General features: G+C 38.9%; 15 protein-coding genes. 7 read left to right on the top strand and 8 right to left on the bottom strand.

Features of this window, described 5'->3' with window-relative positions:
* The first annotated feature begins 63 nt into the window (after nucleotides 1-63).
* The gene (locus FC748_RS10635; RefSeq protein WP_108029646.1) at nucleotides 64-1,410 is read left to right on the top strand and encodes a uracil-xanthine permease family protein; all 1,347 of its coding nucleotides are present in this window, start codon (nucleotides 64-66) and stop codon (nucleotides 1,408-1,410) included.
* Nucleotides 1,411-1,604: 194 nt separating this feature from the next.
* On the opposite strand, the gene FC748_RS10640 is transcribed toward FC748_RS10635, so the two are convergent.
* Nucleotides 1,605-1,949 carry a winged helix-turn-helix transcriptional regulator gene (locus FC748_RS10640; protein ID WP_024361405.1) on the bottom strand — a complete coding sequence of 115 codons (345 nt, stop codon included), beginning with the start codon at nucleotides 1,947-1,949 and terminating at the stop codon, nucleotides 1,605-1,607.
* Between the two features lie 130 nt (nucleotides 1,950-2,079).
* Between FC748_RS10640 and FC748_RS10645 the strand changes: the two genes are divergently transcribed.
* Together FC748_RS10645 and solA are read left to right on the top strand one after the other, a co-directional pair.
* Entirely contained in the window at nucleotides 2,080-2,712 is a 633-nt protein-coding gene (locus FC748_RS10645) for a nitroreductase family protein (RefSeq protein ID WP_108029645.1), read from the top strand.
* A gap of 240 nt (nucleotides 2,713-2,952) precedes the next feature.
* Nucleotides 2,953-4,071, top strand: a complete 1,119-nt coding sequence (gene solA / locus FC748_RS10650) for an N-methyl-L-tryptophan oxidase (RefSeq protein WP_024361407.1) — start codon at nucleotides 2,953-2,955, stop codon at nucleotides 4,069-4,071.
* A 57-nt stretch (nucleotides 4,072-4,128) separates the two neighbouring features.
* Here the strand turns inward: solA and FC748_RS10655 are convergent, their stop codons facing one another.
* From FC748_RS10655 to rpoN, 7 genes are all read right to left on the bottom strand, one after another.
* Nucleotides 4,129-6,108 (bottom strand): hydantoinase B/oxoprolinase family protein, encoded by a 1,980-nt coding sequence (locus FC748_RS10655; RefSeq protein WP_108029644.1) that lies wholly within the window; start codon nucleotides 6,106-6,108, stop codon nucleotides 4,129-4,131.
* A gap of 24 nt (nucleotides 6,109-6,132) precedes the next feature.
* Complete coding sequence (locus tag FC748_RS10660; protein WP_024361409.1) at nucleotides 6,133-8,157, bottom strand: hydantoinase/oxoprolinase family protein; 2,025 nt, start codon at nucleotides 8,155-8,157, stop codon at nucleotides 6,133-6,135.
* 99 nt (nucleotides 8,158-8,256) lie between these two features.
* Nucleotides 8,257-9,654, bottom strand: a complete 1,398-nt coding sequence (locus FC748_RS10665; protein ID WP_108029643.1) for an aldehyde dehydrogenase family protein — start codon at nucleotides 9,652-9,654, stop codon at nucleotides 8,257-8,259.
* 61 nt (nucleotides 9,655-9,715) lie between these two features.
* The gene (locus tag FC748_RS10670) at nucleotides 9,716-11,044 is read right to left on the bottom strand and encodes an aminotransferase family protein (protein ID WP_108029642.1); all 1,329 of its coding nucleotides are present in this window, start codon (nucleotides 11,042-11,044) and stop codon (nucleotides 9,716-9,718) included.
* Between the two features lie 295 nt (nucleotides 11,045-11,339).
* Nucleotides 11,340-12,986: a sigma-54 interaction domain-containing protein gene (locus FC748_RS10675; RefSeq protein ID WP_108029641.1), complete on the bottom strand. Its 1,647-nt coding sequence runs from the start codon at nucleotides 12,984-12,986 to the stop codon at nucleotides 11,340-11,342.
* 193 nt (nucleotides 12,987-13,179) lie between these two features.
* A complete protein-coding gene (locus tag FC748_RS10680) occupies nucleotides 13,180-14,595 on the bottom strand; it encodes an amino acid permease (protein ID WP_024361413.1) in 1,416 nt (471 codons plus the stop codon).
* 278 nt (nucleotides 14,596-14,873) lie between these two features.
* Entirely contained in the window at nucleotides 14,874-16,211 is a 1,338-nt protein-coding gene (gene rpoN, locus FC748_RS10685) for an RNA polymerase factor sigma-54 (RefSeq protein ID WP_024361414.1), read from the bottom strand.
* Between the two features lie 266 nt (nucleotides 16,212-16,477).
* On the opposite strand from rpoN, the gene FC748_RS10690 reads away from it, so the two are divergent.
* The 4 genes from FC748_RS10690 (at nucleotide 16,478) to FC748_RS10705 (ending at nucleotide 20,761) form a co-directional block, all read left to right on the top strand.
* The gene (locus FC748_RS10690; protein WP_024361415.1) at nucleotides 16,478-17,632 is read left to right on the top strand and encodes an acyl-CoA dehydrogenase family protein; all 1,155 of its coding nucleotides are present in this window, start codon (nucleotides 16,478-16,480) and stop codon (nucleotides 17,630-17,632) included.
* A gap of 5 nt (nucleotides 17,633-17,637) precedes the next feature.
* A complete protein-coding gene (locus FC748_RS10695) occupies nucleotides 17,638-18,705 on the top strand; it encodes an acyl-CoA dehydrogenase family protein (RefSeq protein ID WP_238600126.1) in 1,068 nt (355 codons plus the stop codon).
* 86 nt (nucleotides 18,706-18,791) lie between these two features.
* Nucleotides 18,792-19,598 carry an enoyl-CoA hydratase/isomerase family protein gene (locus FC748_RS10700; RefSeq protein WP_025218954.1) on the top strand — a complete coding sequence of 269 codons (807 nt, stop codon included), beginning with the start codon at nucleotides 18,792-18,794 and terminating at the stop codon, nucleotides 19,596-19,598.
* Nucleotides 19,599-19,618: 20 nt separating this feature from the next.
* A complete protein-coding gene (locus tag FC748_RS10705) occupies nucleotides 19,619-20,761 on the top strand; it encodes a CaiB/BaiF CoA transferase family protein (protein WP_108029639.1) in 1,143 nt (380 codons plus the stop codon).
* The last annotated feature ends 85 nt before the right edge of the window (nucleotides 20,762-20,846 follow it).

The raw sequence follows: 20,846 nt of genomic DNA on the forward strand, positions 1-20,846 counted from the left end.
GCAACAGATGGAGGTCACTAAGTCGTTTTATTTATAAACTTAACATTTGAGGTGGGCATCTTAGTGGAAACGCAAAAAAACAATTTAGCAAACAGTAATACCGCACATTTAACCGTTTTACCCGATGACAAAGTACCATTCGGTCAATCCGCTCTTCTAGGTTTACAACATGTAATGGCCATGGACGTCTATGTCGTACCTTTCCTAATTGCGATGTTAATAGGCATGCAATCAGGACAAGCAAGTGCTTTAATACAATCAACATTTATCGCAGCAGGGATTGCGACGATTGTCCAAAGCCATTTCTGCATGAAGCTTCCAATCGCACAAGGACCCTCGTATGTACCATTAGGAGCGATAGTTGGTATCTATGCCGCAAGTGGCAGTGGCGAACTTGGTTGGAGCGCTGTACTGGGTGCAAGCCTGATTGGGGCCATTTTTGTCATCATTTTAGGTTATACAGGTATTTTCAACAAAATCGTTAAAACATTTATTCCCCCAATTGTAGGCGGTACAATTATTTTCGTCGTTGGCTTATCCCTTATGCCCGTTGGTTTAAGTAGTAATATTTTTGAAGGCGCTGGTGCTACGATTAGCCAAAACATATACTTGGCGCTTATTTCAGCTACCGTATTAATTGGCTGCGTAATGCTAGGCTCTATATTCCGTCAAAAAGGTCGAGTATTTCGTATTGCCTCCGTTATTATCGCGTTGCTTATCGGTTGTGTCGCTGCAAATATTATGGGTATTTTAGATTTATCGGCTGTTGGAAAAGCAAATTGGTTTAGCTTACCGCAATTGCCTTTTGTAGATTACGACTTTACATTTAACTTTTCAGCTATTTTAACAATGGTGATTATCTATATTGTCTTAATGGCTGAAACGACGGGTACATGGTTTGCTGTAAGTAATGTAATTGATAAACCATTGACAGATAGACAAATTAATCGTGGGGTAATTGGTGAGGGGATTGGCTGTTTCATCGCCTCATTACTCGGTTCTACGCCGGTAACTGGCTATTCAACAAATGCAGGGGTTATTTCCATCACAGGTATTGCAAGCCGTCGTATCTTTATTGTTGCAGGTTTTTGGTTTATTTTGTTCGGTTTTTCCGGTAAATTGGCTGCCTTAATCTCTGCCATTCCTTCAGCAGTGATCGGTGGCGTCTTTGTCATCGTCTGTGGCATTATCGCCATTAGCGGGTTACAGGTAATGAAAAATGAACATATTGGCGAAAAAGAAATGTACGTCATTGCTGTTCCTGTTATCTTAACATTAGCGTTAACACTATTACCAAAAGATTTCTTATATGCTTTACCTACAACGGTACAATATTTATTCGGCTCTCCAATAGCAACAGCTGCGCTCGTTGCCATTATGTTAAATAAAGTATTACCAAATGTTAAATAGGTAAGGTTTGGAGACTGTAGATACACTCAAAGAGAGTGTATCTACAGTCTTTTAAGTGAATCCTATAATATAAAGGCAAAAAAGTACAAACTTTATAGGAAGAATAAAGATATTGGCAAAACAACAAAAGTCATTACAAATAGTTACAAATAAAAAAGCCATAACACCTCAAGCACTTGAGGTATTTTGGCTTTTTATGTTGTCTCTTTTGTCATTTTCTCAAATTCACATAAATCAATCCATTTTTGAATAGACGCTATGACTTCCTGAAATGCTAAGCCATTTGGTGTTAATGCATATTCTACCTTTTTTATCGATGAATCAATGTATTTCTTTTCAATTAGTCCTGCATTAACAAGCTCATTTAAACGTTCTGTTAGTAAACGATCAGAAATGCCGGGTATTGTGGCATGAATTTCATGATACCTTTTTGGACCAGGCAACAAAGTATAAATAATCATTCCCATCCAACGTTTCCCTATAAACTCTATTGCCTGATGATAACTACTACATATATGTGAACAGTTTGATTGTGTCATCTCATAACCTCCTGTCTGTAATTCCTTATTCTATTGTAGCACACAAAATATTTTTTATTTGACGAATAAACTTACTAATGGTAAGATTCTAATCATCAACTTACCATTAGTAAGTTTTAAGGAGGACATTATGTCAGCAACTAAAACACAAACCAATCTATATACAATTATGGAAGAGCGTAAATCCGTTCGCGTCTATGATTCAGCTTTTAAAATTCCACAAGTAGAGCTTGAAGCAATTATTCAAGAGGCTACTAGCGCTCCGTCATCTAGTAACTTGCAACCATGGAGATTCCTAGTCATTCAAGACGAAGCTGTAAAAACAGAACTACGTGCTATTGCCAATAACCAAGAACAAGTTGAAACATCTTCAGCTATTATTGCAGTGTTAGGCAATGCCGAAATGTATCAGCAAGTTGAACAAATTTACACGCAAAATGTAGCAGAAGGGCATATGGGTGAAGCACAGAAAGATTTAATGATTACGAATACTCTACGTACTTACCCAGCTGCACCACTTGAAGTCAGAAAAAATATTGCAACATTTGATGCAGGTCTTATCTCAATGCAACTAATGCTGATTGCAAAAGAAAAAGGTTATGATACGGTGACAATGGGCGGATTTGATAAAGAGAAATTTGCACAACGTTTTGAATTACCAGAGCATATTTTCCCTGTTGTTCTTATTGCCATCGGGAAAGCGGCAGCACCTGCTTATGGTTCATCACGTTTACCATTAAAAGACATTGCTCGTTTTATTTAATTCAGTAATAATCTGTTGGCTAACAGGTAGAGAAAAAGTGTTAGATTGACTGCATCAATCTAACACTTTTTTGCTCGTTGTATCATTTGTTTATGCATTCTAAGCAAGAGTTGTCCCTTAAACCACTCTTCTTTTTAGTGATGTCCCAGCCTTTTCGTGTTTTCCTATAATCCCTATTTAAGTTGTTGCAAAATTCTCATTTCTTTTTTGCTATACTAGAGAAAGAAAGTAGGGATGACTATGATTTATGATGTAATTATTGTGGGTGCTGGTTCAATGGGAATGGCGGCTGGTTATTATTTAGCGAAGGCAGGAAAAAACGTCCTTATGCTCGATGCTTTTGATCCACCACATGAAGAGGGCAGCCATCATGGCGAAACAAGAATTATTCGTTTTGCTTACGGTGAAGGAGCGAGTTATGTCCCTTTCGTGCTACGCGCAGGACAACTATGGAAAGAGCTTGAAGCGGAAACAAGTGAATCTTTATTTTTACAAACAGGTGTGATGAATGTTGGTCAATCAGATCATACCTTTCTTCAAAATGTTAGAACAAGCGCGAAACTATACGATTTACCTTTAGAACAGTATACAGCCGCCGAAGCGATGGAAAAATGGCCTGGATTAGCATTGCCTGAGGATTTAGTAGTGTGCTATGAACCAACTGCAGGTGTATTGCATGTAGAAGCCTGTATCGCTGCCTATAAAAAGTTAGCATTAGCACAAGGTGCCATTTTACATACAAATGAAAAGGTCCACGCTATTAAGACCGAAGACATTGTACAAATACATACAGAAAATGGGCTATATGAGGCAAGAAACCTCATTGTCACAGCAGGGGCTTGGGCATCGGAATTGCTCCAAACCATGAACCTTTCATATCCTATTACACCAACACGCAAAACATTTGCTTGGTTTGAAGCAGACGAACAGCTTTATCGTGACACTACTTTCCCCGCCTACTGTTTCGAATTTGCTGATTCTGCCTATTACGGTTTTCCAAGCATTCATGGGGCAGGCTTGAAACTAGGTCGCCATGATGGTGGTGAGCCTATCGACCCTAATGAGCCAATGCGTCCATTCGATAATCAGGATGCTGCTGATTTACAACATTTTCTCAATCGCTTTATGCCACAGCATGGTGCACTTGCATTCGGCAAAACATGTAAATATTCTGTGACACCTGATGAACACTTTATCATTGATTTTTTACCTAATCATCGCAATATTGTCATTGCTGCAGGATTTTCTGGTCATGGCTTCAAATTTAGTAGCGCAGTTGGCGAAGTATTAACAGAACTTATATTAAATGGTACAAGCAAGCAAGATTTATCCCTTTTTCAGCTTAATCGCTTTGCCTAAATCATAACAACCAAGAGAAATATTTCGTTCTCTTGGTTGCTTTATTGTTGTATAACATTACATCCAATAGGCTAACGAACGTTTTTTCATGGACGTACGATATTGTTTTGTGGAAATTGGTAACACTTGATTTGTTTTGTAATCCATAATAACGCCATAGCGACGTACAACGTCCATTTGATTGATTTCACCTGTATTGTACATACGCTCCACTTCATAGGGGTCTGTTTCAAGCCATTGTTGACGATTTTTTCGAATATACGCTCGCTCTTTCACGGTAGCTGCCATATCAATTTCAAATGCATCAATATCACGATCAATTTCACGGATAACAACGCCATAATCAAGTTTCGCACGTTCAAGCGAAACATATTCATCGATGACATCCTCTAAAACTGCGTTGACATCACGCTCAAGAGGGTCCCCTAATCCTCCCCCGCCAGCAGATGGACGTGTAAAGGAGTCTCCCTTTTTCAATGCGACATTAGAAAAAATAGTACCCAAAAATTCCTCACCAGCTTGATTTGGATTTAAAATAGCCCCTTGTGCAATGGATGGTAAGCCGCCCATAATGCCCCACGTAATGGATCGAGAACGGTCACAACAATATGACATCACGGTGTTGTTTATATCTGTTAATAACCCACCTTTTTCAACACCACAACCACCGCGATATTTCCCTGGACCTGCTGAATCTGTAATAATCTCATGTTTTGTCGTTAGTACAGGAGACAAGCGCTCTTGCCCTTCACACGGTTGGACACTTAAACCGACCCCAAATACAGGTGATGTCGTATTTGCGCCATCGCGATCCACACGCCCACCATGTCCTCCTGCCATCCAGTCATACCACATAAAATACCCATTATTATTTTGTCGTTGATCGTAGCCACCAATTAACAAATACTCTAGGTTAAATGAACAAGCAATTGCACGTTCAGGCATGATGTTTGACCATAACTCAAAACATGCATTCATTATCTTTTCAAAAGAACCTGAGCAATAGCCAGATACCGCAATGGGACTCGGCGCATTGACAACAGTATTTTCGGGCAAATGTATTTTGACAACTCGATAGAAACCTGAATTTAACGGAATTTCCGGAAAGAATGTTTTCGTTCCTGCATAAATACCAGAAAGTGCCGAACCGAATCCAGCATTTAAAAAGCAACTTATAGCAGGGTGTGACCCACTTAAATCATAGAAAATTTCATCTTCACGAATTGTCATTTTCACATGCACTGGTATTAAGCCATCCCCTAGCTCTGGGTCCATATCAATGTAATCGACTGTTTCCCATTGTCCTTTCGGTAAGGCTTTAATCTTTGCACTCGTCAAACGTTCTACATAATTTTGTACCTCTTCAAATGCTAGTAAAACCGTATCGATACCATATTTGTTAATCATCTCATTCAATTGTTTTTCGCCAATTTTAGCCGCTTCTACTTGTGAACGTAAATCACCAATTCGTTCCTCGGGAATACGCATATTCATCACGATAATATTCACAACATCTGCTAAATACTGACCTTTACTATAAATGCGTACAGGGGGTATTCGTAATCCCTCTCCATAATGTTCCTTTGCTGTAATATCAAAAGAACCTGGATTAGAACCACCTACATCTGCCCAATGACCGTTTGTTTGCATCAGGGCAATCAGCTTATCGTCATGGAAAACAGGTAGTATAACCCGAACATCGCTAAAATGCGTGCCCCCCCGATATGGATCATTTACTAAAAATACGTCACCAGGGTGAATATCATTTGCAAAATCCTCTAAAACCGCTTTCGCTGTTAGATGTAAAGTACCGACATGTACCGAAATATCTTGTGTTCCCTGCATAACTGTATTTCCTTGTGCGTCACATAATGCACAACTAAAATCCCGATTATAAATAACAAAAGAATAGCAAGTACGCAGCATTTGTTCAGCCATTTGATCGACTAAATTTACAAAGCCATTTTTCAACACTTCAAATGTTACTGGATCCAGATTTTTAATTTGATTATTTAGGAACAATCCTGTAGTACTCATAGATTACTTCCCCCTTATCATGTATTAGTTCACGGTAATAATGATATTTTTATAAGCATCTACTTCAGCCGTAAATCCTGGTGGAATGACCGTCGTCGTATCTAATTGATCCACAATTGCAGGACCTTGTAATTGTGCATGCACTGGAATTTTATCGCGATAATAAACGTTTGTTTCAACATATGCCCCATCAAAATAGACAGGTCGTGTCTCTTTATAAGCATCTTGTAAGGAGCCAGTTGATTCAAATTGTGGGAAATTAGGTTTTGGCACTGTACCTATTGCAGTCACACGTAAACCGTAAATCTCAACAATCTGGTCCTTATCTGAAAATGCAAATTCTCGCTCATGTTCTTGGTGGAATGCTGCTAATACTTCCTCCAAGGAAGTGACGTAATCTGGTACCACAACCGCTAAGGAACGCCATTGTCCCTTATAGCGAAGATCCATATAATTCATCAAAGTCGATGTTTCTTCAGAAATCCCTTCTTCTTCTAATAATGCTTTCGCCTCTTTCCGTAGTGCCTGATATTGAATATCGAGCTCTTCGACTGATACTTCATTTGCTTTTTTTACAAACGTTTTTGAAATATCGTGGCGTACATCTACAAGTAAGCACCCCATTGCTGCTGCTACGCCCGGATGTGTAGGGATAATGACTTTCGGGATATTTAAATCTTTTGCTAAATGTGCGGCATGAAGTGGCCCTGCACCACCAAAGGCTACAAGAGCAAAATCACGTGGGTCATAGCCCCTTCGTACAGAAATTAAACGAACGGCATCACTCATATTGGCATTGGCAACTTCAATAATGGCACTCGCAGCTTCTTCAATTGTCTGATTGAAAGCTTGCGCAATTTTTGTTACAGCCTGCTGTGCCTTTCTTTTATCTAATTGCATCATCCCATCTAACAATGTCACACCAAGACGTCCTAAAACGACATTAGCGTCTGAGTTGGTTGGCTCTGTACCACCATGACCATAGCAGGCTGGACCTGGTATAGCACCAGCACTTTGCGGCCCATTTCGTAATGATCCACCTTCATCTTGCCAAGCTAAACTACCACCGCCAGCACCTATCGTTAATATTTCAATACTTGGAAATCCTATTGGATAACCATATTCAATAGACCAATCCTTTGTAATTCGAATTTGTCCTTTGTACATCAGTGAAATATCTGTACTCGTTCCTCCCATATCCAAGCCTATCGCATTTTCAAAACCGCATAACTTTGCTATATGTTTGCTCGCAATTGCTCCCGCAGCAATTCCTGAGCTCGCTAATCTAGCGGCATAGCGAGGCACTGTACTAGACGTCATGACACCTCCGCCAGAATGTAAAACTAAAATTTCCTCCTCATAGCCTCTTTTTTGCATTTCATTGCTTAATTTACTAATATAATTGCTCATGATTGGTCCTAGAACCGCATTAATAATCGTTGTACTCATCCGTTCATGCTCGAATATTTCAGGTAGTACTTCACTTGAAGTACATATATAAACATCTGGCAGTTCCTCAAGTAAAATCTTTTTCACTTTTGCTTCGTTTTCTCCATTCACATAAGAATTGATAAAACATATAGCAATGGATTCTGTCCCGCGACGTTTCAATTTCTTTGCTAATACCCGAATTTCTTCCTCATCGATAGCTTGCAATACTGTTCCTTCATAATCTATTCGCTCGGTGACTTCAAAACGATCGCGGCGTTGAATATAGGGCTTTGCCGTATCTTTGTACGTATCCCAAATATCCTCCTTTGTGCCGCGACGAATTTCTGTGACATCGCGAAATCCTTTTGTCGTAATTAGAGCGGTTTTCGGTAGCTTTCGCTCAATTAATGCATTCGTACCAACCGTCGTGCCATGAGAAAAAATTTTAATATCCTGCCCTTTCAACTCTGCCTTCTCAACGCCATTTAAAATTCCCTGTTCAGGGTTTGATGGGGTGGATGAAGTTTTTGTGACAAATATTTCTCCTGTATCTTCATTAAAAACAAACACATCTGTAAACGTTCCACCAACATCTATTGCTAAGCGAGTTTGTGCCATAGAGATACCTTCTTTCGTTTAATAGTGTGAAAATATGCATAACAATCTACTAACCTATAAGAAAAAACAGTCTCCCATATGTAACGGGCTTTAAGCCCATTACATTCCCTGTGTGCGGATTGTCACCGTTTTAAATGTTGTAAAAAATTCTTTTGCTGCTTGCCCTTGTTCACGTGCGCCAGTACTTGAATTTTTCATACCGCCAAATGGCGCTTGTGGTTCAGCACCACCTGTCTCGTCGTTCACTTGAACAAGCCCCACTTCGCTACGCTGAATAAAATCAAAAGCTTTTTGAATGTTGTTCGTATAAATAGAAGCACTTAATCCAAATTCAGAGTCGTTGGATAATCGAATTGCTTCTTCATAATCCTTTACCTTAATCACAGCTAGAACTGGTCCAAAAATTTCATCACGCGCAATGCCCATAGCATGTGTTACATTTGTAAAAATCGTCGGGTCAATATAATAACCTTCTGATTTACCTTGCGTCGGTCCACCACCATAGACAAGTTTGGCACCTTCTAATGTTGCTTTTTCAATGGCAGCTAAAATACTCTCATATTGACCTTTTGAGGAAACTGGACCCATTGACGTGCCGACTTTGATTTCCCTCGCTTGTTCAATTAAACATGCTAACACCTCATCATAAACTGCTTCCTCAATATAAACTCGACTAGTTGCTGTACAACGTTGTCCGGTTTGCTTCATTGCTCCTTCAATTGTTAACTTTGCAGCGAGATGAATGTCCGCATCAGCTAATATAATGGCAGCGTTTTTACCGCCTAGTTCAAGCTGAATTTTTTTCTTAGTTGATCCTGCGCTATCTAAAATACTTTGCCCAACACCATTTGAACCGGTAAATGTTATTGCTTTCACTTCTGGTGCTTCAAGCAAAACTTGCCCAACTTTCGAACCGCGTCCTTGTACGACGTTTAACACATTCTTTGGTATACCTGCTTGTTCAAAGAGCTCGCCGATAAGTTTTCCCGTTAAAGCGCTTTCAATAGAAGGTTTCCAAACAACCGTATTGCCGTATACTAATGCGGGCGCAATTTTCCACAAAGGAATAGCTACTGGGAAATTCCATGGTGTAATAGCTGCAACTACACCAAGAGGGACACGCATTGTGTACAACATTTTGCCTTCACTGGCAGACGGCAATACTTCACCTGTCGCCCGCATTCCTTCTTGTGCAAAATAGCGCAAAATAGAAGCGCCACGTTTCACCTCCCCAATCATTTCATTTTTGGTTTTACCCATTTCGTTGGAAGCTGTTTCAGCTACTTTATCAATATTTTGTTCGAACAAGTCTGCAGTGACACGCAATAGTTCCCCACGCACTACTGACGATGTATTTTTCCAATCTTCAAATGCTTCATTTGCCGCTGTAACGACTTCCTTTGTCTCATCCACTGTCAAAAGCTCTACTTGACCAATACATTGCGATGGTTTTGCAGGATTAAATTGCTCTCGAATTTCCCTAATGATAGTTGTCATAAAACCCCTCCTTGATTAAGTAACTGATTCTTCATATTAGCTCGCATTAAAGCCATACATATTAATCTTTTGCAATAATCGTTTTACGCACAAATTCAAAAGTCTCATCTAGAATACGTAACATTTCGTTTAATTCTGCTTTCGATAAAATAAGTGGTGGTGCAAAAACAACTGTATCTTGCTCGTACGTGACTGTTCGTAAAATTAAGCCTCGTTTCATCGTTTCTTGAACAAATATCGGGCTAATGGCAGTCTCGAAAAGCTCGCCAGTTTCACGATTTTTAACTAGCTCAATAGCACCAAGCAAACCAATTGTTCGAACATTTCCGATAAAGCTATATTTTTCTTGAAGCGCTTTAAAACCTGTCAACATCGCTTCTCCCATAGATGCTGCGTTTTCTATCAACATTTCTCGCTCTAGAATGTCAATGTTTTTTAAGCCTACTTGGCAAGCCAATGCATGACCACTATACGTATAACCGTGCATTAAAGTCCCTTTGGAAAGCTGGCAATATGTTTCATGAATTTTTTCGGAAATTACCACACCTCCAAGCTGTGCGTAGCCACTCGATACCCCTTTAGCAAATGACATCATATCTGGTACAACGCCATAATGCTCCATGCCAAACCATTTACCCGTACGACCGAAACCGGTAATTACTTCATCCGCTATAAATAAAATGCCGTACTCATCGCAAAGTTTACGTACTTCTTTAAAATAATCTTCTGGCGGAATATTGACTCCTCCCGCTCCTTGTATCGGCTCGGAAATAAACGCTGCTACTGTTTCTGGACCTAGTGCCTCAATCATTTCTCGAAGATCGCGAACAGATTGATTGTAAACATAATGGAAATCAGGTGCAGGTGAATTAGTAAAGTTACGAAATGCCTGTATACCCGTCGCATTTGTCGCTCCCATTGCCACCCCATGATAGGATTGTGTACGTGAAATAATTTTTTGACGCGCTGGCTGACCCTTTAATAACCAGTAATGGCGAGCTAGTTTAATCGCCGTATCATTGGATTCCGATCCTCCAGAAGTAAAAAATACTGTATTTAAATCTCCTGGTGTTAAAGAGGCTATTTTCGTTGCTAAACGAATAGCTGGTTCATTACTAAATGAAGCAAAACAAGAGCTAAATGCTAATGTAGCCATTTGTTCTTTTGCAACTTCTGCAATTTCCTCACGACCGTGTCCAACGTTTACGTTCCATAAAGAAGACATGCCATCAATATAACTTTTCCCCTCTAAATCTTTTAAATAGATGCCTTTCCCCTCTGTAAAAATAGCAGCAGGACCTTGTGTTTGCTGTTGCTCAATCGACGTCGTTGGATGTAGAAAATGCTTTTGATCTAAAGTTTTCAATTCTTCTTTTAGTTGAATTGTCATCAATACCAGCCTCTTTTCATTAAAAGTTTTATACACTTTATTACAAGCAATTTTCATGCCAACTCCATAAAAAAAGAGACATTATTAAAAAATGCCTCTCTAATTTATTGAATTCGTCCATCATTATTCACTATTGAGCACCTCGAACGACTTGGCAGTTTTCAGAATGTCGATATTTTTTCGCTGCAATAAACATCTTGTTAGAAACACATACGCCTATTCAAATATCACTAGCATTTCATGCTTTTTTGCACTAATTATGCAAATATACAAGTAGTGATGCATAACTGCATCATTATTCTTGATAGGAGATATGCCGTGTCAATTGGAATTTTTGTATTTTCCTTACTAACGTAGATTGATCGCAACCGAGCGCTTTGGCTGCTTGTCTTATACTCGGATGTTCAGATAATGCTTGCTTAATCAATTGCTTTTCAAACATTGCCACTTGCTCTTTTAATGTACCTACTAAAAGTGGAACTGCAAGCTGTTGTTTTACATTTGGCTGTTGCACTGTATTGTCGACTTGTCGAATAACTAGTGGATTGCTATCAAGCTCTTGTTGAACTGTACTTGCCGTAATTTCAGGTTGGGTAGCCAATAAGCAAAGGCGTTCCACCATATTTTTTAATTGCCTGACATTTCCCGGCCATGCATACGCTTCTAACACTTTCATAGCTGTTGACTCAATTGTTCGATGAATGCCATATTTATCACCTATCAACGCTAAAAAATGATTAACTAATGGAATAATATCTTGCCGACGATGTCTTAATGGTGGAATTTCAATAGGGATAATGTTTAAGCGATAATATAAATCCTCCCGAAAGCTACCTTGCCTAACCATATCCGCTAAGTTTCGATTCGTTGCTGCGATAATTCGTACATCGATTGCAATTGGCCTGCCACTTCCTATGCGCTGTACCTCCGATTCTTGTAGCACTCGCAATAATTTAGCTTGGAGCTGCAAAGGCATTTCTCCAATTTCATCTAAAAACACCGTGCCTCCTGATGCAATTTCAAAGAGTCCGGCTTTTCCACCTTTACTAGCTCCCGTAAATGCCCCTGATTCATAGCCAAAAAGTTCAGATTCAAGTAATGTTTCTGGAATTGCACTACAATTGATTGTTAAGATTTGCTTATGACTTCGTCTGCTATAGGCATGAATAAGTTTTGTAATCTCCTCTTTGCCGACTCCCGATTCACCACCAATTAGCACGGTAGAATCTACTTCCGCTACACGCATCACCCTTTTGACTACTTGCATCATGGCGGAAGATACGGCAATTAAACTACTTTTTCTCGATTCTTGATTATGTAAGGCTTGTAGTTTGTATTTAAAATTTTCATTTTGATCTTCTAATTTTTGTACTTCTTGTTCAAGCAATTTGAGTTGTGTCATATCCCGTGTGATGGCAACAACATATTGTAATTTGCCATCTTCGTCAAAAATAGGCTGACCTGTTACTAAAAAACATCTACCGTTAATGAAAGTTTGCAATATCGTTACCTTTTCTTGCGATTCAATTACTTTCATCGAAATAGAATCACTCATTAACCCTTCAGCAATGACATCTTTTGCATATCTCCCCCGTAAATCGATGCCAACAATTTCAATATCAATATCATTTTGAAATAAAATTTTGCCGTGACGATCACAAATTGTCACCCCATCAGAAATTGAGTTCAACAACTTATGTGACAGGGGGTTCATAAAATCGATATCGTTAAACTGCTTCAATGATCTAGCTGTAAACAGCGTACCTTGAGATGTTTCTACTACATGGACGAAATATTCTTGCACCTCAAATGTTTCTTGTCCTTTACAGTATTTCTCACTTATTTGTTCAAGAAGCTCTTGTTGGATATCACTTTTGACAATCACTTCACCATTTTTCACAATAAAAAAATGTTCTTCCTTATGAAGTTCTGTTACTGACATCTGAACCGCTTCCTTTCCAAATCCATTTTATTATTTTTAGAAGTAATGCAAAAAATCCGCTCCCTATCCACGGAATCTCTAGCAAACAACTACTTGCGTAGTTGTTTGCTAGGCTTGCATTCCCGTAAGCGTGTCGCGAATTTAATCTCATCGTATAGTTCCCTCACACTCGTCTTAGCCTCGTAGTAATATTCTACTCTGAAGCTAACTTATCCTCTAATTGCTCTGCTGGTTTAGTTGAAAGTTTTCGCATGATGACAAATAGCACAATTGACACAATCAATACTAATGTACTTAAGTAAAACTGCGTACGCAACGATTCAATTAACACTTGGCATAAATAGACAATCGTTAAAACACCAATCGTAACATACGATAAGTATGGAAATAACCACATCCTAATCGATAATGGCTCGCCCGAAACTTGATCATAATACCGTCGAAATCGTATTTGTGAAATAGCGATAAAAATATAAACAGCAATCATTAATCCTCCAACACAATTACCTAAAAAATAAAAAATTACTTCTGGGGAAATAAAATAGAGCATGGCACAAATATATGCAACTAAGGTACTTCCAATAATAGCTGGTACTGGTGCACCACGGCGATTTCGTATTTGTGAGAAGATTTTTGGCGCATCTCCTTGACGTGACATTTCAAGTAACATGCGTGAACTTGTATAAAGTGCTGAATTAAGCACCGAAATTAATGAAATAAATATAACGATTTGAATAATTTGAGCTGCAATTGGAAGTCCAGCCATCGTTAAAATATTGGCATAGGGTGCTGCTAAAAACGTTGAATCATTCCACGGGATAATCATGACCATAATAGCTACTGAGCCGACAAAAAATAATCCGAGACGGAATACGACATTGCGAATAGCACGAACAATATTTTTTGCTGGATTTTCAGACTCTGCCGCAGCAATCGCTGCAACTTCAGCACCGCAAATAGAAAATATAACAAAGACAATTGCGGTAAATATTGGAACAACCCCATTTGGTGCAAAGCCACCAAATGCTGTTAAAATCCCTAATCCTTTAGGCTCATAATTAGGCCATATACCGAAAATCATTGCTGTTCCAACTACTAAAAAGATAATGATTGCCGTAACTTTAATAAATGATAGCCAATATTCAAATTCACCGAAAGATTTCACCGAATAAATATTAATAATGGTCATTAACAATGTAATGCCTACACTTCCAACCCAAATCGGTATAAATGGAAACCAGTTATGCAGCATACCCCCGATTAATGCAGCTTCTAGTCCAACAATGAATACCCAGCTAGCCCAATAAAGCCAGCCAACTGTAAAACCTGCCCATGGCCCAATATACTTTCCTGCATAAGATGCAAATGAGCCTAACTCCCCCGATTGACCAGACTTCTCTCCTAATGCGATTTCCCCAGCCGCCATTTCACCAACCATTTGCATAATTAAGACAATGAGCAAACACGCAATTGCATAGGATATGACTGCTGCTGGACCGGTACTTAAAATGTTTTTTCCGGTTCCGACAAAAAGCCCGGTTCCAATTACCCCACCAATGGAAATCATTGTAATATGTCGTGTTTTCAGTGATTTTTGCAAAGCTCCCATTAAACCACCCCTTAGTGTTTTGATATAGACATTTACTAGCCCCTTTCTCTAATGCATGTCTTCTGTTTAATGAGCAAGTTCTATGCCAAACACTACAAAAAACTTAAAATTTATAAAATTCTGTTAAATAAGTTTGTAGTTTACTAGCTTCTTATCTCGCTTCATCCTTTTATGGTGAGCACAGCTTATCAAGATGACGCGGTACGAATCGCTTTTGCACAATGCACAATTAAAATTTTGATGCACATTTGCATCATCCATTTATTTTTTACATCACATTACCCATACGCTCGATTATATGAACTTAAAATATTTAATTCCTCTCGATACTTTGCAACAGTTCTTCTTGAAATTTGAATTCCTTCTTCACATAAAATATTTGTCAATTGCTGGTCTGCTAAAGGATTTCGTTTATCCTCGGTTTCAATCAACTTTTGTAAGCGCTTTTTAATGTACATAATCGAATCCATTTTTCCGGAAGAATTCAGCAAGCCCTTTGTAAACAAAGATTGTAATGCATAAATGCCTTTTGGCGTTTGAATATACTTCCCTCGAATAGCACGACTAATGGTCGATTCATGTACAGCTAACAAGTCAGCAAGATCTTTTAAACGCATAGGTTTTATCGCTTCTAACCCCTTCGTAAAGAAATTTTCCTGCTGTTGCAATAATAATCTAGTTAACTCATAAAGCGTCTTATCTCGCTGTTCAATTCCTTGCAATAGAGCTAATGCATCTTTCATGGAATCTCGGTAGTACGTTTGATAATTTGGATCATTTTTTAACAGCGCAACATAACTTTCATCAATCGATACGATAGGTAAGTGGTGACGAGTTAACTGAATCACCCATTCTCCAGCAATTGCTTTCACTTCGATATCTGGCATCACATAGGGAATCGATTCTAATTTATCCCCCATCATGATTGGTTTCAATTTTTTTATATAGTGAACCGTTTCGATGACATCTTGTAAAGGCATCTTATATTTTTTGCTCAACTGTTTAATCGCCTGCGTTGCAACTAACTCTAAATCCGAACGAATAAAGGTCGAAGCCATTTGCGGCGCAAACTGATCATTATCCAATTGGATAAGTAAAAATTCTTGGTAACTTCGTGCGCCTACGCCAATCGGCTCAAAAGTTTGTAATAAATCTAAAATTGCCTCTACATGCGAATAACTAGTTTGAAACTTGTCTGCTACAATCTCTAACTCTACGTCCAAAAATAAGCGATTATCCAACGATTGGATTAAAAATTTTAAAATTCGTAAATCAATAGAAGATAAATTTTGGTGCATCGGCACTTGCTCTAAAAGGAATTGCTCATAATTTTCTTTTTCAGCAAGCTTCATCTCAATCATATTAAATTGGTTACTGCTAGACCTATCATAGGATGATGAAAAATGATGAACAGAACAATTTGCTAATTGCATAATCTCCTCATATTGCGTTTTTTCTTTTGCGTCGTTGACTACTAATAGTGGATTTTCTGTTGCCCTTTCATAAATGTATTGCTCTAGCTCAGTCGCCGAATATTGCAATATTTCTAAATGCTGGACTAACTGTGCTGATAATATTTGTGTGACCTTTTGAGAAGTTTTAATCGTCATTTGCATCTTATCACACCCCCAAAACGGAATTTTTCTACATAGTAACATGTTTTTTCTGTTTTTTTACACTTTTTCGTAAATTAAATACTTTTTACTATTTGTAAGGCTTATCGCTAAAAGCTATCTACTAATTTATATATGCTGTAGCCAGTTTTCACTTACGGAATTTTCTAATTATTCTAAAAAACATTTGACTTATTTACATAACGAATCATAAAATACACATATAATGTAATTGTTATCACAATGCGGTAAAAAGGAGGAGTTATTATATGTTTCAATTACCAACAGTGCAATTTACAGAAGCGCAAGAACAATTCCGTTTAGAAGTTCGAGCATTTCTACACGAAGAACTAGCAAAAGGAACCTTCGTGCCGAAATGTGATTCTTGGTTAAGTGGAGATAACCCTGAATTTTCTAAATTGATAGGGCAAAAAGGCTGGATTGGCATCACCTGGCCCAAAAAATATGGCGGTCAAGAGCGCAGTACTATTGATCGTTATATTTTAACGGAGGAATTTTTAGCTATAGGTGCGCCGGTTGCAGCACATTGGTTTGCTGATCGACAAACAGGACCACTACTTTTGCGTTATGGCACAGAACAACAGCGTGCATTTTTCCTACCGCAAATTGTGAAAGGTGAATGCTACTTCGGCATTGGGTTAAGTGAACCAAATAGTGGTTCAGATTTGGCTTCTGTCAGTACACGTGCTGAAAAAGTAGAAGGCGGCTGGATCGTAAACGGTCAAAAAATATGGACGAGTAATGCGCATCTATGTCACTACATGGTGACTTTAGTTCGAACGAGCCCATATGATGGCAAACATAAACATGCGGGATTAAGCCAACTAATCGTCGATTTACAAGCGGATGGAATTACAGTAGTCCCAATCAAATTTTTAACAGGTGAACATCATTACAATGAAGTATTCTTTGATAATGTCTTTGTTCCTGACAATATGGTTGTCGGTGAAATTGGCAATGGTTGGGTTCAAGGTTTAGCAGAGCTAGCATTTGAACGCAGTGGCCCAGAGCGTATTTTAAGCACGTTCCCTTTAATCGATGAACTCATTCAAGAATTAAAAAGACAAAATAACATTGAAGGGTTAAAACAAGCATCTAAAGTTGTCGCACGCCTCTGGAGCTTACGCAATTTATCAATTGGTGTAGCCCAGCTTTTAGCAACTGGAAACGGCGATGAAGTCTCTATTCCCGCTGCTCTTGTAAAAGCGCTTGGCACCAAATTTGAACAAAGCATACCAGAAATTACTCGTTTATTAGTGCAAACCTACCCTACACTTGACGCGCAACGTAAAATCGACCGTTTAATGGCAGAGTCTATTTTACATGCACCAGGTTTTACAATTCGAGGAGGCACTTCAGAAGTACTTTATGGCATAGTAGCGAAAGGAGTTGTCGCACAGTGAGTGAAATGAAAGAAATGATTCTTGAAGTAGTAGAACGAATGCTAAAAGAAAATGTTAGTAAAGATTTAGTTGATATTGTCGAGCAAGGCAAGTGGGCATCGGATATATGGAATTTGTTCGTGGAAAACGGTATGACGGCTGTCGCCATTTGTGAAGAAAGTGGCGGTGCGGGTGGCGATTTAGAAGATTTATTAAATATTGTTCGTTTAACAGGAAAATATGCAGCTCCGATCCCATTTACAGAAACAACATTAGCAAACTACTTATTAGCATATACTAACCTACAAGTAATGGATGATTTGGCAACCTATGCGCTAGCTGAAACGCCGAGCTTTACACTTGAAAACGACAAACTAACGGGCACAGCACAACATATTCCTTGGGCGCGCCATACAAAGCAATTAGTAACACTTGCACACAGCACAAAAGGTATCCATTTAGTTGCAATTGACTTAAGCCAAGCGGCTATTTCAACGGATAAAAACTTAGCTGGTGAGCCACGTGATACGGTAACATTCCAAAACGCCAATGTTTGCCAACAATCTACTGTCTTAACTTCTAAACAAATTCAGACTATGACAGCCATTGCAACAGCCTTTCAACTAGCAATGATGACGGGCGCTATTGAAAAAATAAATGACTTAACCGTGCACTATACAAAAGAGCGTGAGCAATTTGGTCGTCCTCTCCATCGCTTCCAGCTTGTTCAGCAACATATTGTGAACTTAGCAGGTGAAACAGCGTTAGCTTTAGCAGCATTTAATAATGTGACTGTTGCCCTCGATGCACAAAGCCCTCTGAGTGAAGTGGCCTATGCACGAATTCGTTTTGAAGAAATGATTCAAACGGTAGCGACCATTTCCCACCAAGTGCATGCTGCAATTGGTACGACACACGAACATAGCTTACAACAGTATACACGTAGGCTTTGGTCATGGCGTGATGAAGGCACAAGCACTTTTTATTGGACTGATTTGGTGGCAACTCAATTACTAGAACATAGCGGTGACAGCTTATGGGCTTATATGACGTCATTCACTAACAATTCACTACTGCTCAAAGCTCAGAGCTAAAACTATACTTTGTTAGTTGAAGTAAGCAGTGCAATTCTTCAGCACAAGCCAGACAAAATACCAATTATGTAAAGGGAGAGATGAACATGGCAGATTTATTATTTGATGTTAAAGACCATATTGCCACAATTACGTTAAATCGACCGGAGGCGTATAATGCGTTTAGCGAGGAAATGATTGCAGAATGGATTACAGCGCTTGAAACCGTACGTGATTCAGATGATATTCGTGTGGTTATCGTGAAAGGAAATGGCAAATCATTCTGTGCAGGTGGCGATATTAAGGCGATGCAAGCTGGAGAAGGTTTTTTCAAAAGTGAGGATGATATTTCTTCGACTGGCTTAGCACGAAAAAATTCGCTATGGAAAAAGATTCAACGTATTCCATTGCTGCTTGAAGAAATTGATAAGCCAGTAATTGCACAAGTGCACGGTTTCGCAATGGGTGCCGGTCTTGATATGGCTTTAATGTGTGATATTCGGATAACGGCAAAATCAACAAAAATCTCAGAGAGCTACATAAACGTAGCAATCGTTCCTGGTGATGGTGGCGCCTACTATTTACCAAAGCTTATCGGCATCGATCAGGCACTGGACATGTTTTGGACTGCGCGTGTTTTAACAGCTGAAGAAGCGAAAGCGAAAGGCATCGTTACCTTTGTCGTAGAAGATGAGGCACTCGAAGAATACACATTACAGTATGCACAAGAACTAGCAAGTCGCCCAACAACAACAGTACAATTCATTAAACGTGCGGTCTATCAAAGCCAACGCATGGATTTACGCACAGCACTCGATTACATTTCTTCTCAAATGGCGATTGTAACAGAACTAGAAGATTTTAAAGAAGGTGTAACAGCCGTCGTAGAAAAACGTAAAGCAGTATACAAATAACGTTTGTGGGAGGAAACCATATGCAACCTCTTAATAATATTCGGGTGTTAGATTTATCACGTGTCTATGCCGCTCCTGCCGGCTCCATGTTGCTAGCTGATTTAGGTGCTGAAGTTATACGTGTAGAGCATCCCGATGGCTCTGATAGTATGCGTGACTGGGGTCCATTTTTAAATGAACAAAGCACCTATTATTTATGTGCCAATCGCAATAAAAAATCGATAACATTAGATTTAAAAACAGATGAGGACAAAGAAAAATTTAAAGAGCTAGTAAAGGATGCAGATATTATTCTTGAAAACTTTAAAACTGGTGATATGGAGCGGATGGGGCTAAGCTATGAGGAATTGAAAAAAATAAATCCGCAACTCATTTATTGCGCGGTGACCGGCTTCGGTCAAACAGGTCCCCTCGCCTACGAACCAGGGTTTGATCCGGTCATACAGGCGATGAGTGGATTAATGCATGTAACAGGTGCAACGGATGGTGAGGCGACAAGAGTCGGTGTCCCAATTGCAGATATTTTAACTTCCCATTATGTCGTCATCAGTATTTTATCTGCATTACGAATCCGAGATATAACGAATAACGGGCAGTTTATTGATTTAGCATTATTGGATGTTCAAATGAGTAGCTTAGCAAATGTTGCGAGTGCCTATTTAAATACAGGATTTGCTTCTGAACGTTTAGGCAATCGGCATAATAACGTAGCGCCCTATCAAGTATTTAACTGCGCAGACGGTCCTTTAATGATATGTGTTGGTACTGATGGGCAGTTTCAAAAATTTTGCACAATGCTTGAACGTCAAGAGTGGGCAACCGACGCACGTTTTAAATCAAACACGATGCGAAAGCAACATGAAGCAGAACTGGTACAACTCATTTCGGACATTACAATAACTAAAACGCGTGATGAATGGATTGCGTTATTACAACAATATAAAATACCCGGAGGTCGTGTGAATTCCATTGCGGAAGCACTTGAACAACCACAAGTTATGGCACGTGACATGATTGGAGAAATCGAACACAAAAAATATGGCAAAATAAAATTCGTCAAAAACCCGTTGCAGTTTTCAAATTTAAATATTCAATATAAATTAGCTCCACCTATACTTGGGGAACATACAAATGAATTCCAAAAATCGTCTCTACCGAAATAAATTTACGCTATAATAGTAATAATTTTATCATCATACAACCCTCATGAAGATAAAGGTTATAGCCGCTAAGCGAAAGTAAATTTAT

Origin of the sequence: Lysinibacillus sphaericus, assembly GCF_005217585.1 — a bacterium.
Classification (GTDB): domain Bacteria; phylum Bacillota; class Bacilli; order Bacillales_A; family Planococcaceae; genus Lysinibacillus; species Lysinibacillus sphaericus.